10 protein-coding genes are annotated in these 13,658 nt (G+C 45.1%); 4 read left to right on the top strand and 6 right to left on the bottom strand.

Annotated features, from left to right (window positions below; genetic code table 11):
- The 3 genes from RTI30_RS08205 to RTI30_RS08195 form a co-directional block, all read left to right on the top strand.
- Window positions 1–933, top strand: a 933-nt coding sequence (locus RTI30_RS08205; RefSeq protein WP_312283623.1) for an oligosaccharide flippase family protein, incomplete at its 5' end; no start/stop codon positions are given.
- 205 nt (window positions 934–1,138) lie between these two features.
- Window positions 1,139–1,972, top strand: a complete 834-nt coding sequence (locus tag RTI30_RS08200; protein WP_312283622.1) for a methyltransferase domain-containing protein — start codon at window positions 1,139–1,141, stop codon at window positions 1,970–1,972.
- A 328-nt stretch (window positions 1,973–2,300) separates the two neighbouring features.
- Window positions 2,301–4,001 carry a glycosyltransferase family 2 protein gene (locus RTI30_RS08195; protein WP_312283621.1) on the top strand — a complete coding sequence of 567 codons (1,701 nt, stop codon included), beginning with the start codon at window positions 2,301–2,303 and terminating at the stop codon, window positions 3,999–4,001.
- On the opposite strand, the gene RTI30_RS08190 is transcribed toward RTI30_RS08195, so the two are convergent.
- From RTI30_RS08190 to RTI30_RS08165, 6 genes are all read right to left on the bottom strand, one after another.
- Window positions 3,990–6,059 carry a glycosyltransferase gene (locus RTI30_RS08190; RefSeq protein ID WP_312283620.1) on the bottom strand — a complete coding sequence of 690 codons (2,070 nt, stop codon included), beginning with the start codon at window positions 6,057–6,059 and terminating at the stop codon, window positions 3,990–3,992. The genes RTI30_RS08195 and RTI30_RS08190 overlap by 12 nt on opposite strands.
- A 33-nt stretch (window positions 6,060–6,092) precedes the next feature.
- A complete protein-coding gene (locus RTI30_RS08185; RefSeq protein WP_312283619.1) occupies window positions 6,093–7,277 on the bottom strand; it encodes a glycosyltransferase family 1 protein in 1,185 nt (394 codons plus the stop codon).
- Window positions 7,278–7,433: 156 nt separating this feature from the next.
- Window positions 7,434–8,762 carry a glycosyltransferase family 1 protein gene (locus tag RTI30_RS08180; protein ID WP_312283618.1) on the bottom strand — a complete coding sequence of 443 codons (1,329 nt, stop codon included), beginning with the start codon at window positions 8,760–8,762 and terminating at the stop codon, window positions 7,434–7,436.
- 253 nt (window positions 8,763–9,015) lie between these two features.
- Window positions 9,016–10,470 carry a glycosyltransferase family 1 protein gene (locus RTI30_RS08175; RefSeq protein WP_312283617.1) on the bottom strand — a complete coding sequence of 485 codons (1,455 nt, stop codon included), beginning with the start codon at window positions 10,468–10,470 and terminating at the stop codon, window positions 9,016–9,018.
- 205 nt (window positions 10,471–10,675) lie between these two features.
- Complete coding sequence (locus RTI30_RS08170) at window positions 10,676–11,386, bottom strand: ABC transporter ATP-binding protein (RefSeq protein WP_312283616.1); 711 nt, start codon at window positions 11,384–11,386, stop codon at window positions 10,676–10,678.
- A gap of 87 nt (window positions 11,387–11,473) precedes the next feature.
- Window positions 11,474–12,265 carry an ABC transporter permease gene (locus tag RTI30_RS08165; protein WP_312283615.1) on the bottom strand — a complete coding sequence of 264 codons (792 nt, stop codon included), beginning with the start codon at window positions 12,263–12,265 and terminating at the stop codon, window positions 11,474–11,476.
- A 303-nt stretch (window positions 12,266–12,568) separates the two neighbouring features.
- Here RTI30_RS08165 and RTI30_RS08160 point away from each other — a divergent pair.
- A partial coding sequence (locus RTI30_RS08160) for an O-antigen ligase family protein (RefSeq protein ID WP_312283614.1) occupies window positions 12,569–13,658 on the top strand: 1,090 nt, incomplete at its 3' end.

The raw sequence follows: 13,658 nt of genomic DNA, 5'->3' as shown, positions 1-13,658 counted from the left end.
GCCGCCATTGCTGGACGGCTATTGAGCGCCCTATTACTTTTCGCCCTAAGCTATCGCCATGTACCCCTGTCGCCATGCCCACGCTTTGCGCCCGACCAAATAAAGACCTTGCTGCACTACGGCGGTTGGATCACCGTCACTGGCTTAGTCGGCCCTTTGCTGACCATTTTTGACCGCTTCCTCATCGGCGCCAAGGTGGGTATGGTGGCAGTCACCGCTTACACTGTGCCCTACAATCTCGTCATGCGGCTTTCCATTCTTCCTAGCAGCCTGCAAACCGCATTGTTTCCTAGATTTGCCATGGTAGACCCGGCCGAAGCAAAGGTGTTGGCGGCGCGCGCCGTGTTAACCATAGGGGCTATCATGACTCCAATAGTGGTGATAGGGATGCTGCTCATCAAACCATTCCTAATCCTTTGGGTGGGCGCAGCGCTCGCAGAAAAAGCCGCCCCGGTCGGACAAATACTGCTCGTCGGGATATGGATCAATACGCTGGCTTTTATCCCTTTTGCTTATCTCCAGGGTACCGGGCGCCCGGACTTACCTGCCAAGTTCCATCTTCTAGAACTTTTTCCCTACCTTGCCATCCTATGGGCGCTCATCGACTGGCTTGGCGTGGCAGGTGCCGCCTGGGCCTGGGATCTGCGCGTTCTAGCCGATACCTTGCTTTTATTCCGGGCGTCCCAGACCACATCGGGCTTGGGTCGCACCATGGCCGGCATTCTACCCATTACGGGGGCCTTGGTTGTTGCTTTTGAAATGCCTTACAACTCTGCCCTGTATATTGGAATTTCCCTACTGCTCGTGGGCGTAGGCATTGGCTGGTCCATTGCCAGCATTCCTCGAGATCAACGCACAGCTATCTCCTGCCGCCTTTTCGCGCGAACGCCTCCAGTCAACTCAACGGTACCCCGTGAAAAACATGGATCATAAACAGTTGGCAAACCAATCATGGCCTCAGGAAGGCCTCGAACGAGTGGAGCGTTGCCCAATCTGCGGTGAGGAAGATCGAACGCTTCTACATGATGGACTGACGGACAAAGTATTTTTTTGCGCGCCGGGGCGATGGACGCTATACCAATGCCGGGCCTGTGGCGCCGCCTACCTGGACCCAAGGCCAACGCCAGAAACTATCGCCATGGCTTACAGTAAATATTACACACATCTAGAAGAGGACGATATTCCCAAAGGAACACTAGCTCATATCAAGCGACGACTGTGCAATGATTACCTCAATGCTCGCTATAATGTGGATCTCCAACCCGCTTGGAAGATCGGACGATGGCTGGTACCTCTATTGGGTCGAAAGAAAAAACAGATAGAAGAAAGCGTTCGTCATCTCCCCACAACGCCGGGCATCTTGGTTGATATTGGTTGTGGAAATGGTGACTATCTACGTACTGCCATGCGACTAGGTTGGGAAGCTTGGGGTGTTGATCTGGACCCCAAAGCAGTGGAAACTGCTCGGAAGACGGGGGCGACTGTTCTACAGGGTGGATTTCCAGACACTGGCCTACCTTCTGCGTACTTTGATGTTATGACATTAAGTCATGTAATTGAGCACGTACACGACCCTCTAACGGCGCTCCAAGAAGCGTTTCGAGTACTTAAACCTGGTGGACAGATCTGGCTTGCCACGCCAAACATGGAAAGTTTCGGCCATGCACGCTTTGGCGCCGACTGGAGGGGGCTTGAGCCACCGCGACACCTGTCAATATTGACAAGTTATGGCCTAAAAAAGGTTTTGGAATGCGTCGGATTTATCCATCTTACCGCCAAGCCTTGTGGTGCTCACGCGAGATGGTTCTATCGGAGCAGCAATCGTATATCTAAAGGTGAAGATCCCAACGACTCTGACGCACCCGATCTACCCTTGCGATTGCGACTCGCGGCAGAAATTGCGAACTTCAGAGCAGCACAAAACACCAGCAGATGCGAAACAATCGTAGTGACAGCCAAGCGCCCCAAATGATCATAATAGTGATATTGCCGAATCTCAAACCGCCCTTCCTCATTCAGTCCAGTTAAATACGACGAGACATAAAGATGAGCTTACCAATATATGCATCAATATTCCGAATACTCCACGCACACCGACAATATCTCCTACCATGAAACGAACAAACTTCTCACTGCCTCACATAGCGGCAATAACAGTAATTGATCTGCTTCCAGAGTCACTGATAAAATTATTATTAACTATAGACCTAACATTATCTCAGATCTACTGCGATATGACTTATTCACTTAGCGGAACCCAGGAGACCACAAGCGAGTTCATAGCATCCCGCAACAAATTCGTGGAACATCTCACCGTGCCTCATACTCCATTTTTTTTAAAGGGACCAGCTTTGCTACCGGATATCGACATTAATATCGTCACCTTTAATAGCTCCAAATGGATAGAGACTTTTGTAGCGTCTCTACTGCAAACAACTTACCCAAAAAACAAACTTCACTTGCATTTTATCGACAATTCCTCCAATGACAACACGGTAACTCTATTGCAAAGACTCACAACAGTGATCACCTCTAACGGGATAACAGTAGATATAACGGTCTCTCCAAATCAAGGCTTCGGTGCAGGACAAAACATCGCCGCGACGAAAGGACATTGTGAATTAATGTTAATTAGCAACGTAGACCTGGAATTTGAACCGCATACAATATTGCGTCTCGTTGGCAAAGCGCTCACTTCACCACCAGATATCGCAGTGTGGGAATGCCGCCAAAAGCCATACGAGCATCCCAAATTTTACGATCCAGTCACCCAATACACCAGCTGGAACTCGCATGCATGCGTGTTAATGAGACGGAGCGCGTTCAACGAAGCTGGCGGATATGACAGCAATATATTTCTTTACGGCGAAGATGTCGACTTATCTTATCGACTAAGAAATCTAGGATATAACCTTCAATATTGTCCTGACGCCGTTGTTTGGCATCATAGTTACACCAGCGAAAATCATAGTAAACCTCAGCAAGACCTTTGGGGGAAAGCAAATCATCTTTATTTGAGGGCAAAATTCGGAACTCTACCACAATTATTAATGATAATTCCCCTCGCGGCCGCTTGGCTTGTACGGTCGCCACGCTACAAATATGGTCGTATGAATGCCTTAAGAGGAATAATGATTGCACTGAAGATTTTGCCCAGCGCTCTGAAATCAAGGAAACTAACGAAGCGCAAACGAATTTTCGATTTTACTAATTTTGATTATGGCATACGGCGCTATGGTGCCTACTATGAGTACCATAAAGCAGGTTCGGATAGTCCGCTTGTTTCCGTCATAACAAGAACCCAAGGCAATCGCCCCCAACAGCTTGCCCAAGCCATGTTATCAGTTATCAATCAAAGCTATAAAAATATTGAGCATATAATAATTGAAGATGGCGGCAATAGATCACAAGAAACGGTAAATAGGTTAAAAAAACTTGGCAACACCAATATTCGCTTCTATCCCATCGAAAAGCTTGGCCGATCGGCGGCGGGCAATATAGGAATTGAGAATGCTCGAGGAAGGTATCTACTATTTCTCGATGACGATGACCTTTTATTTGCCGAACATATAGAGGTATTAGTTTCAAGTGTATTACGTAATCCGCAAGTTGCTGGCGCCTACAGTCTTGCGTGGGAGGTACCCACGCGAATGATTTCGTCCTCAAGCTATCATGAGTTTTGCTATATCTTACGCAGAAAATATATGCAGGACTTCAACCGGGATATATTTCTAAAATATAACTACTGGCCAATTCAGTCTGTACTGTTTCACAAAGGCCTTTCCCTTGACTACGGGGGCTTTGATACAACTCTGGATTCGCTCGAGGATTGGGATCTATGGATCCGCTATACGCGCGATAACGAATTCATATACGTTCCCAAGACCACATCTTTGTACAGAGTTCCAGCAGATCGTCAAACAGCAGTGGCTAGAACGCTAGCGCTTTATCGTGCAAAGAAAATCTTCATGAACAAATTAGAGGCTAAATTACACTATTAAGTTATGATAACCAATTTGATATCCTATATATTTTATCATATTTCTAACCATAGATATCGGCCATAACCAAATCCGCTGCCATCCCAAAAACCTTAGCTCCCCTATTGCGTAGCGTAGTCCCTCGCCTCCAGCCCCACCAAACTCTCTTGCGATCCATTTTTGCGAACCATGAAATGCCCCGATGTCTCGATATCTTTTGAATTCCTGCTTGATTGAATAATTATGAGAGTGATAACAGATTGGAATTTCAGAATATGCTATACACCAACCAGCTAAAAGCATTTTTGCGCCAACGTAAAGGTCTTCGCTAACCTTGACGTCTTCGGGAAACCCCCCAGCATCTCGCAACGCTTCTGCCCGATATGCAGAGCAAGAGTTGGACAGAAAGGCTGTTTTTATGCCAAAACGTTCTCTATCTTTTAAACAACGAAGCTGATTTATCTCGGGGTAATTAAAGAAGCGTGAGAAAGTTGCAAAGATGCTGGCATTAGGATGCGGTACCTGACGTCCACACACTGCCCCGACCCTGCCATCTTCAAATCTTTTAAGCAATAACTTCAATGAATCTTTTGCGTAAAAGTAAGCATCCTGTGTCAGATAGACATAAAATTTATATCCAGGATTTTGCCGAAATGCCATTTGACGTGTTTTTGCGTGACCGAAGTCGGACTTAGGGATCACGTGCAGACGTACGCGCGGGAAACTCTCCTTGATCATTTCTCGAGATCCATCAATGGAACTCGAGTCGATAACAAAAACGTCATGTTCTATATCCTGTATTTCTAAAGAACTTAATAGACGTTTCAAATCATCGCAACCGTTATAACTTGGAACCACACAGAGTATTGCTCGCTTATCCTCTTGTCGGCCAGCCCTACCGTCTGGATTTGCATGTGGCGCTATTCTTCGTGTTTTTATGGCATGAGGGAGTGGTACGAGGCTCTTAAAAACGCGCAGCGTACGCCTACAAACTTGTTCTGAAGCGTATTCTCGCTCTGCATCCCTACGTGCCGCCATTCCCAGTTTACGGCGGAGAGCACTATCCTGCGCGAGGCGTTCTATTGCATCCGCTAGCGCAATCGCATCTCGAGGTGGTATGAGCCAGCCATTCTTATTGTGTTGAACGAGCTCTCTGCACCCCACGACGTTTGTCGTAATAATTGCCCTACCAGTCGCCATGGCCTCGAGCAACACCTTAGGGATTCCCTCGCGATGCCACGTCGGTAGGCAAAAGATATTGCATTGCCCAATCACCGCGCTCATATCGTGTCGATCGCCAAGCCATTCAACTATACCTTGCCGGCTCCACTCCTGCAGATCATGTTCCGGGATTGCCGCGGAATGCTGAGCATCGACACCGCCTGCAAGAACAAATCGATAAAATCTTCCTCGTGTTCTTAGAATGCGCGAGGCTTCAATAAATACGCGGATGCCTTTTTCCTCTATCATGCGTGCCGCTAGCAGGATCGTTATGGGGTCTTCTCGTGGCTCATCGCGTTGCGGGAACTGCTCCAGATTTACCCCGGTACCTTTGATAACAATCCCCCCGCCACGCAAAGCACCAATCTGCTGCAACTCGCGGAGATCTTCGGTATTTTCAAAAATAACAACACTTCCTCGGGGATTGAGTAGGTGACGTAGCGCTTTTTTTAGCAATGGACGTATTAAACGTGCTTTCCTATCCTCACCAGCAAATACATAACCCAGGCCTACGGGCGCATTTACGATTTTTGTTCCGGGAGAACCTAACAGCACTGCAAGAGTGCCGAGAACGATCGGTTTAATGCCAATCTGCCAAACTAGATCCGGGCGATTTTCGCGGTAAATGCCAGCGAGTTGAAAGATACTGCGCAGCTCGGGAATAGGATTGATATTATGCCGTTCAAGGTCAATTGGGATGAAACCAAAACCCGTCTTTATAATCTTATCTGCAAAGCCGGTATCTGGCGCGACAACAACAATTTCATAGCCAGCGCACCTTGCATGGGTTGCGCGCTCTAAAAAGTGAGTTAAAAAAAATTTATCGGCAACACAAAAAATAATAAGATTTGAGTTCATGATTATTTTCACCCCAACCCAGATGAGAGGTTCTTATATTATCTCCCGATAAACACTTAAAGTATCTTTAGCGCACTTATACCAACTGAATGAATTTGATCTGGTAAATCCTTTTCGAATGCACTCATCCATAAGAGTCTGATCTTCGAGCAATCTAAGCAAGCCGTCCCTGAGCGCATCGATCGAATGTGGATCAACCTCTATGGCGGCACCCATAGATATCTCAGGCATTGAAGTTAGGTTAGATGTCAGAACAGCTGTGCCACTCGCAAATCCTTCCAAGACTGGCATACCAAAACCCTCGTATAATGACGGATAAGCCAAGACTGCAGCAGACGAAAATAACTCCGCAAGTGCTGTCCTCGAGAGATAACCAGTTCGCATAACTTCATTATTTCTTTCTGCTTTTGAAATCACGCGCAACACGTCCGCGTTTCTCCAGCCAGAAGCACCACACAAAACTAAGGGATAGTTTTTGCGAATATTTTCCGGCAGAGATTTATGGGCAGCTATTAGTCTCATTAAGTTTTTTCGAGGCTCCAACGTTGCGACAGATAGAATAAACTTTTTATATTGCAGACGGTATAAGCGTAACGTATTATAAACTTCAACAAGCTCGCGTGGCCGAAAGATTTTTTCTGCGGCGAGATATGTAACCTTCACTTTTTCGACAGGGACGCCGTATACATCAATAATTTCTCTTGCTGAGAAATTTGATACAGTAATAATTCGGTCGACGTTTTTCAATACAAAGGGAAGATTTTTATTGAGAAACGATACGCGGCCACTAGGATGGTAGCTGGGGCTGCGCAACTGAGACAAATCATGAACAGTAACGACCCGCTTACCAGTCGTCCGGACTGGTATAGTATTTGTTTCATGATAAATGTAGCCATTTTTCATGTATGGTTCGATAGAACGTGATTCATAGTAGCTCCTCAAAGAATGCCTAACATGATATATAAACGAATAATTTCTCGCTATAGCTTTTGCAACGCGTGGAAACCAGCGTTCAACACCACCCGACGTGATTGGATATGACAACGTCTCTGAGGTTAATGATCGAAGAGTTTCAGCATCAATTATTCTTCCAAAATTAAAACCGACTATCGAATCTAGTTCGTTCATGTCTAGAAATGCACTAATTAGATTTTTAGTGTACTGTCCGATGCCCGTTCTTGGTGGCGCCAGAGTACTCGCATTGATTAGAAGTTTCATATCTTCCTCCAACATAGCGTACATATACGCAATGATAAAATTCTTTGTATGACTTTATAGATTTGAGAAACCATGTAGATTTCAAAAAGTACTTATCAAGAAAAATCAGAAACTAACAGTAGCCCACGAGGCACATTATCTGAGAAAACATATGGATTAATCTCTAACGCATTCGGTGAACAAATTCAAGATTATCCGTGATAAGTCAATAACCGAATCATCCCATGATTTGACAAAACAGCACGCGTCAAGCGCTACACTCTGTCTCGAAAACAATTCTGAGCCAACCCACTCAATGCGGTTTACTAGCTCTTTTTTACTTGTAAAATAAAGCGGCCAATCATTTGCAATCTCTCGAAAAATTTTAATATCTCTTGCTATTACTGGGAGTCTATGTGAACCAGCCTCCACCAACGGAAGACCAAAACCCTCGGCATATGACGCAAATATTAATGCACGTGCGTTATTATACAAAAAATCCACCTCGGAGTCATTTAAATTATGATAATAAAAAAGCCTTTTGTTCTTCTCAGGATGACTATTTATTCTTTTAAGCAAGACCTCAGACCGCCATCCTGTAGAACCAACTATGCAAAGTATATATGATTTTTGTTTATTTTCCCATAAAACTTCAAACGCGTCTAATACATCGGAATGACCCTTTCTCGGCTCCAGACTACCTACCATCAAATATATATACCGCTCTTTCACTAGCTGCGTTATCTCAGGCCGAATTATATTACCTTCCTCCTGATTTGGTGATATGATATCAGCCCCACTGTAGAAGTGTTCAATTTGAATTTTCTTCTCACTCAAATTTCTATCTATCCAATCCATAATATCTGTTTTTACGGATTTAGATATAGTTACAATAGCGCTTGAATTTCTAACCAATAGCGGCAAAAGCCTTACAAATAGCTTCGCAAATGATGGATCACAGTACTCGACATTATTAACTGGTATAAGATCGTGTATAAGGGGAATGATTAACGCGCCTTTTTTTTTGGCGCTAAGGGCCGACTTGATTACGTCCTCCTGCCCCCAAAAAGCATCCGGCAGGAATATTATATCACCAATATTTACTGAGATAATATCATCTCGTGGCAGATTTCTAACTTGAAAATGATACAGAAGATTACGAGCTACTCTTCGAAAAAAAGATCGAGCAAAAACTCTAACTCGTCGCATTTTCCCACTGCCAGAGACACATGAATTGCCATGATCTATAGATAGAAACGAAATATTGTCGTAAATTCTTCTTGCAAGGTCAAGAATTAATTTTGATTTTTTATTAATTTGTTCTTTATTATCTAAATTATCAATCACAAAAAAACCGTTTTTTGCGGAACAGACTAATAGCACGTTCATTCCAGTAACGCTCTGAATTAATTCCCGCCTAGCCGCAATGCTTCTTACAACTCTATGAATCCCGGTATTACCACCGGAGAAACACGTCTCAGTACAATCTATTAAAAGCTTGGTCATTAGTCACACCCTGCTAATTATTCCTGAACCGCATCATTAAAAAACGGTATTGGCGAAAAACCTATATGAATTACCATCAAATCGTACGCTCCATAGCATCTATCCTGATTTTATAAGGATGTTAATGAAACGCCTTAGATCAAATCGATGAAACATCCGACTTTTTAAGTTCTTGCGCTTCAAGAGACCTCCTTACATTTTTATCACCTATAATCCTCTTATTCAAATCACTTACCTTAATCCGCCCGATCCATTAAGCCAAGTTTTTTGGCCTATGTGTCTCGAAAAAATCTTCCCAAATCGGCATAACGTTACCAAAAGTAAACCTAGAAGCATTCTTATAACCCTTCTCTATAAGATCTAGCTTTTCTGTGACACTCATACGAATTACTACTTTTGCAATTTTTTGTGCCATGTCATCAATATCATATGGATCACAAAATATCGCACCCGATCCAGCGGAGTACCTGTGAGCTGGGATATCTGATACGATAACAGGGCAGCCGTGCTGCATTGCCTCTATGGGAGGGAGCCCAAAACCTTCAGCTAGTGACGGGAAAATGAAGCATTTAGCTGACGAATATAAAATACCTAACTCAGATTGATCTACTTTTTCTAAATGAATTAAATCTCCGCTTCTCACAAATGGACGCATAATAGCCAAAATTTTTTCGTACTCCCATCCGAGACTTCCGACAACCATCAGCTTTATTCTAGAGTTTTCCTGTATGCGAACTTTTTGCCAGGCCGCGACTAAATTTACCAAATTTTTTTTTGGCTCTAGAGCCCCGACTGTAAGTAAATATTCCGGTATATCATTAAATCTTCCAAACCATTTCTTGATTGCATTATTGTTATCATCCTTGATACCACAAGCGTCTGATCTTCTAGTAATGGCAATTGTTTTCAACTGGCTTGCATTTCCATCTATTTTAGTGGCATCCGGTATCATGCACGGGATAACGGATGCGTTTTCTCCCGTGCCCGGCGCAATCTTTTCTAGTTCGTCTAGCGAACTTGGAGAATTACATACAAATAGCGAATTTTGTGATCGGCAAATTCTTACGGAGCGATAATGTTCCAAAATAGGAGACGAACTAGTCATAGTGTCTGAGGAGAATAATGGAATACCATCATGATATCTTACGACCTTAACAGTTTTCTTGCTGACAGAGATTGGCTTTGGATTCTGAAATAGCGCAAACTCGTAACCAATAGTATTCAGCGCGGGAGACCGACGAGTCTTTAATGTATAGTATTCGATATCAGACAATCCTAGATCAGTCAACCTATAATTGGACTTCATTAAGAGCGCTCTCTCTTGAGACGCTACCGTTGACGCAAAGTATTCCCGCCATATAATTTCTGCACCTAGATTATCTGATAGCCCATATGTAGAATATGCGGCGACAATATGGGAAAATCTATCGCACAAATTTTTGCCAAGCTGTCCAATTGCTTTTTCCAACATTTTCTCACACAATGATTTAGTACTCAGTCTTCCGCCAGCATGGAGTCCAAGAAAAATTGCCTGATTTTCTATATGTCCTAATTTGGACAGTTTCCAGCCTGATTTTGGAATTATTAAGCCAGATGCCAGGAACTTACTTGATTTTACAAACTCTGAAAAAATAAACCTGCTCTCTTGCGGGATTCCTGAAAATCCAAAACTTTTATGTCCATAAGAAATGTCAACAAGAATTTTCAATTAGTCATACTCCAAAAAAGATAGAAACCGTACACGCACAAATCGAACGAGTTAACGTAGCATACTAAATCGAGCCACATCTAGCATATTGCAATCAGTTGGGTCGTAGTTCTGAAACCATCAAATTTATACGAGAAGTTTCAGGATAGACAATCTAGCGCCCCTTGTGGCAGGCAGTTTTAATGTAGGCATGCTTAGAGGATAATCAGCTAAAATGGTCGTTGAGCGCGACAGAAACAGGTCGGTGTGGATTCATTTCTCTTTCGTACGCACCGACGATTTCCTCAACCCAACCATACATACGAACTTTACCTTTATCCATCCACAAAGCCTTATTGCATGTTTTTCGGATTGTCTCACTAGAATGTATTGCGAGAACAACAATTTCCGCTCGTTTATGCAGCTCATCTAAGCGTTTAGCCGCCTTCTCCTGAAAGCTCGCGTCGCCTACACCGAGTACCTCATCTAATAGAAGGATATCCGCGTCCACAGCAGTGGAGATCGCGAAGGCGAGTCGCACTCGCATTCCATTTGAATAAGTACGAAGTGGAAGATCAAGATAGTCACCTAGCCCAGTAAACTCCGCAATTTCCTCGGTTTTTTTGATAATCTCCGCATGCGTCATCCCGAGTAATAGACCACGCAAGCGGATATTTTGACGTCCAGTTGATTGATCATCCATGCCCAGGGAGATATCTAATAATGGAACCGTTTTTCCTTTAATCTCTATTGTTCCGGCTGTCGGCGGATAAATTCCAGCAAGAACTCGTAACAGAGTACTTTTCCCAGCACCATTGTGGCCAATCAATCCCAAGCGATCACCGCTAGTTAGTTCAAGATCTAGCCCGTCAATGGCGCGAACGACAACCACGCCGTCGTTGTCTTCTGCGATCCGATTAATACGACCCAATCGCATAACACGCTTCTTTAAAGACTGACTCTTAACATCATAAATAGGAAGATCTAACGAAACCTTTTTGAGTGATATTCTTGCCATCGCCAATCAAACCCAGTAAGGAATGCGCTTGATATATCTTCCAGCAAACGCTAAGGCCAGTCCCCATCCAAGAAACGCCATACCTCCGGTGATAACCCACGCTGATGCCGCTGGGTATATTCCTAACAGAGGCTGTCGAACAATGTCAATAAGATAAGCAATAGGATTTAGTTCGATTACCCATTGATGTTTTTTGCTGAGCATTTCTCCATGAAATAATATAGGCGAAACATAGAATGCGACTTGCAATAACGATGCCACGATCTGTGGGAAATCTCGGAATCGCGCCGCCACTACACCAGCGAATGAAGCCATCCACATCGCATTTAAAACAAACAACAATAGGCCAGGAAAAAACAACCAAATTGATACCCAGCTTTTTATTCCAAATATGGCTAACACTATCAACACGATTATGAAGTTGTGCAAAAAAATTACCAAATTTCGCCAAGCAACTTGAAGAACAAATAAATACTTCGGAGAAGGTATCTGCTTAATGTAACCCGCGCCGGCAATGAAGGCGTTACACCCATCATTCACCACACCTGAAAACAATCCCCACATTACGATCCCAATGGATATCATAGGCAAGTACGTGGACAAGTTCTGACCAAACAGCAAACCATACAAAAGGCCCAGAGTCGTTGCCATTACACCCATACTGATGGTCAACCAAAAGGGGCCAAGCTTGGATCTGGCATAGCGCTGGCGTATCTCTACCCATCCAAGCAACGTCCACAAACGCCAAGCGCGCAGGCTCGCCACGAGGTCATACGCCCCAGCAAGAAGAGCTTTCATTTAAGTGGGATCCTCCCGGGCACCTGAGATTAACGCGCGCCAAATGCGGCAGGACTCAGCTAGCAGGACACCTTGCATCGTAATAGCATACCAGTAGGGGACTTCTGAAGGATGCTACTAACAAAGCGGCGACACTTCAACCACGTGAATGACACCAATCGAATGACACCGCGTGAATGAGGCTCTTTTAGTTGTCCTTCCCCTTACACGCGGACTTCCCACTCTGCCCATGTAGTCCGTGCAGAGTTCTAGCGAACGCCGGTCTTTGCTAGACTTCTCGGGTCTTGTTACCGAGTTAGCCCAATGAAAACCCCAAAAAGCGTCTCTTCCGCCTGTGTGCTTTGGCTGAGCCTTCTCCCCTTGGCCGCATACTATGGCAGTTGGTACTACAACGGCGCTCTGATTCCTCTCCTCGCGCTCAGCAGCGCCCTGCTGCTGCTCTTTGGCATCACTGCTGCCTGGTCGCGGTTGCGTGGAGGCCTGCTATGGCCAAGGGGCTTTCTGCCGATTTTCATGGTGCTCTGGCTACTGTGGTTCTGGTTGACCTTATTCTGGAGTCATGTTCCTTACAGCAGCTGGTTCTACTTCTGGACGCTAGGAGCAGTACCTTTGAGCTTCCTGGGCTGGATCATGATGAGCAATATGGAGCGCGCAAAAGTCTGGCCATGGTTCTGGGCGGGAATCATCATCAGTGCTTGGGTGCTTTCGACCATTGGGCTTGGCCAATACTACCAACTGTTGGGCCAGGGGACAGGATGGCAAGGTCTGCGCCCTCAAGGCCCGCTCCTGGATTGTAATAGCTATTCCGCCTGGATGAACCTACTGTTTTTCCCGCTGGTGGGTCGCTTTTTATACCTCGATGCACAGCGAAGCGTCATACTTGCCCACCGGCAAATAGACTGGAAGGTACTCGGGTATCTGGTGACCATCGCGGTAGTCCTGCTGGCAGATTTTAGTACCGGTAGCCGTGGCGGCCTGTTGGCCTGGCTCTGCACCTTGCCCTTCGCGATTTGGGGTTTTCGCGGATTTCCAGGAACGGGTAAACAATGGGCCGTTATTCTTGGGCTTGCACTGTTAGCCTTTTTGATCATGAACTACCCAAAGGACTACGACATCCTTGGCCAGCTCAATCCGCATTACATTTCCTCCAATATCGCCACTGTTTCCCGTAGCCTCATGTGGATCGCCACTTGGCATATCTTTCTGAGCCACCCATACCTGGGCACGGGGCTGGGGAGTTATTTTCTCTTCTATCCTGCCTATCGGTTGCCGGGGGAGTTGGCCTCGGCGGGCACCTACGCCCACAACGACTACATCGAGTTTTTGGCCGAGGGCGGGCTCATCAATCTCGGCTTTTTGCTGGCCTTTGCCGGGGCGCTGTTCTATGCCCTCT

Origin of the sequence: Candidatus Igneacidithiobacillus taiwanensis, assembly GCF_031962545.1 — a bacterium.
Lineage (GTDB): Bacteria > Pseudomonadota > Gammaproteobacteria > Acidithiobacillales > Acidithiobacillaceae > Igneacidithiobacillus > Igneacidithiobacillus taiwanensis.
Note: the sequence above shows the minus strand (reverse complement) of the source record. Positions and strands in the feature narration are given on the sequence as shown.

What these genes read in the sequence shown, in the direction of transcription:
- RTI30_RS08200 (WP_312283622.1), top strand. Translation starts at nt 1,139, where the DNA reads ATGGCTTACAGTAAATATTACACACATCTAGAAGAGGACGATATTCCC.
- RTI30_RS08190 (WP_312283620.1), bottom strand. Translation starts at nt 6,059, where the DNA reads ATGAACTCAAATCTTATTATTTTTTGTGTTGCCGATAAATTTTTTTTA.
- RTI30_RS08185 (WP_312283619.1), bottom strand. Translation starts at nt 7,277, where the DNA reads ATGAAACTTCTAATCAATGCGAGTACTCTGGCGCCACCAAGAACGGGC.
- RTI30_RS08180 (WP_312283618.1), bottom strand. Translation starts at nt 8,762, where the DNA reads ATGACCAAGCTTTTAATAGATTGTACTGAGACGTGTTTCTCCGGTGGT.
- RTI30_RS08170 (WP_312283616.1), bottom strand. Translation starts at nt 11,386, where the DNA reads ATGCGATTGGGTCGTATTAATCGGATCGCAGAAGACAACGACGGCGTG.
- RTI30_RS08165 (WP_312283615.1), bottom strand. Translation starts at nt 12,265, where the DNA reads ATGAAAGCTCTTCTTGCTGGGGCGTATGACCTCGTGGCGAGCCTGCGC.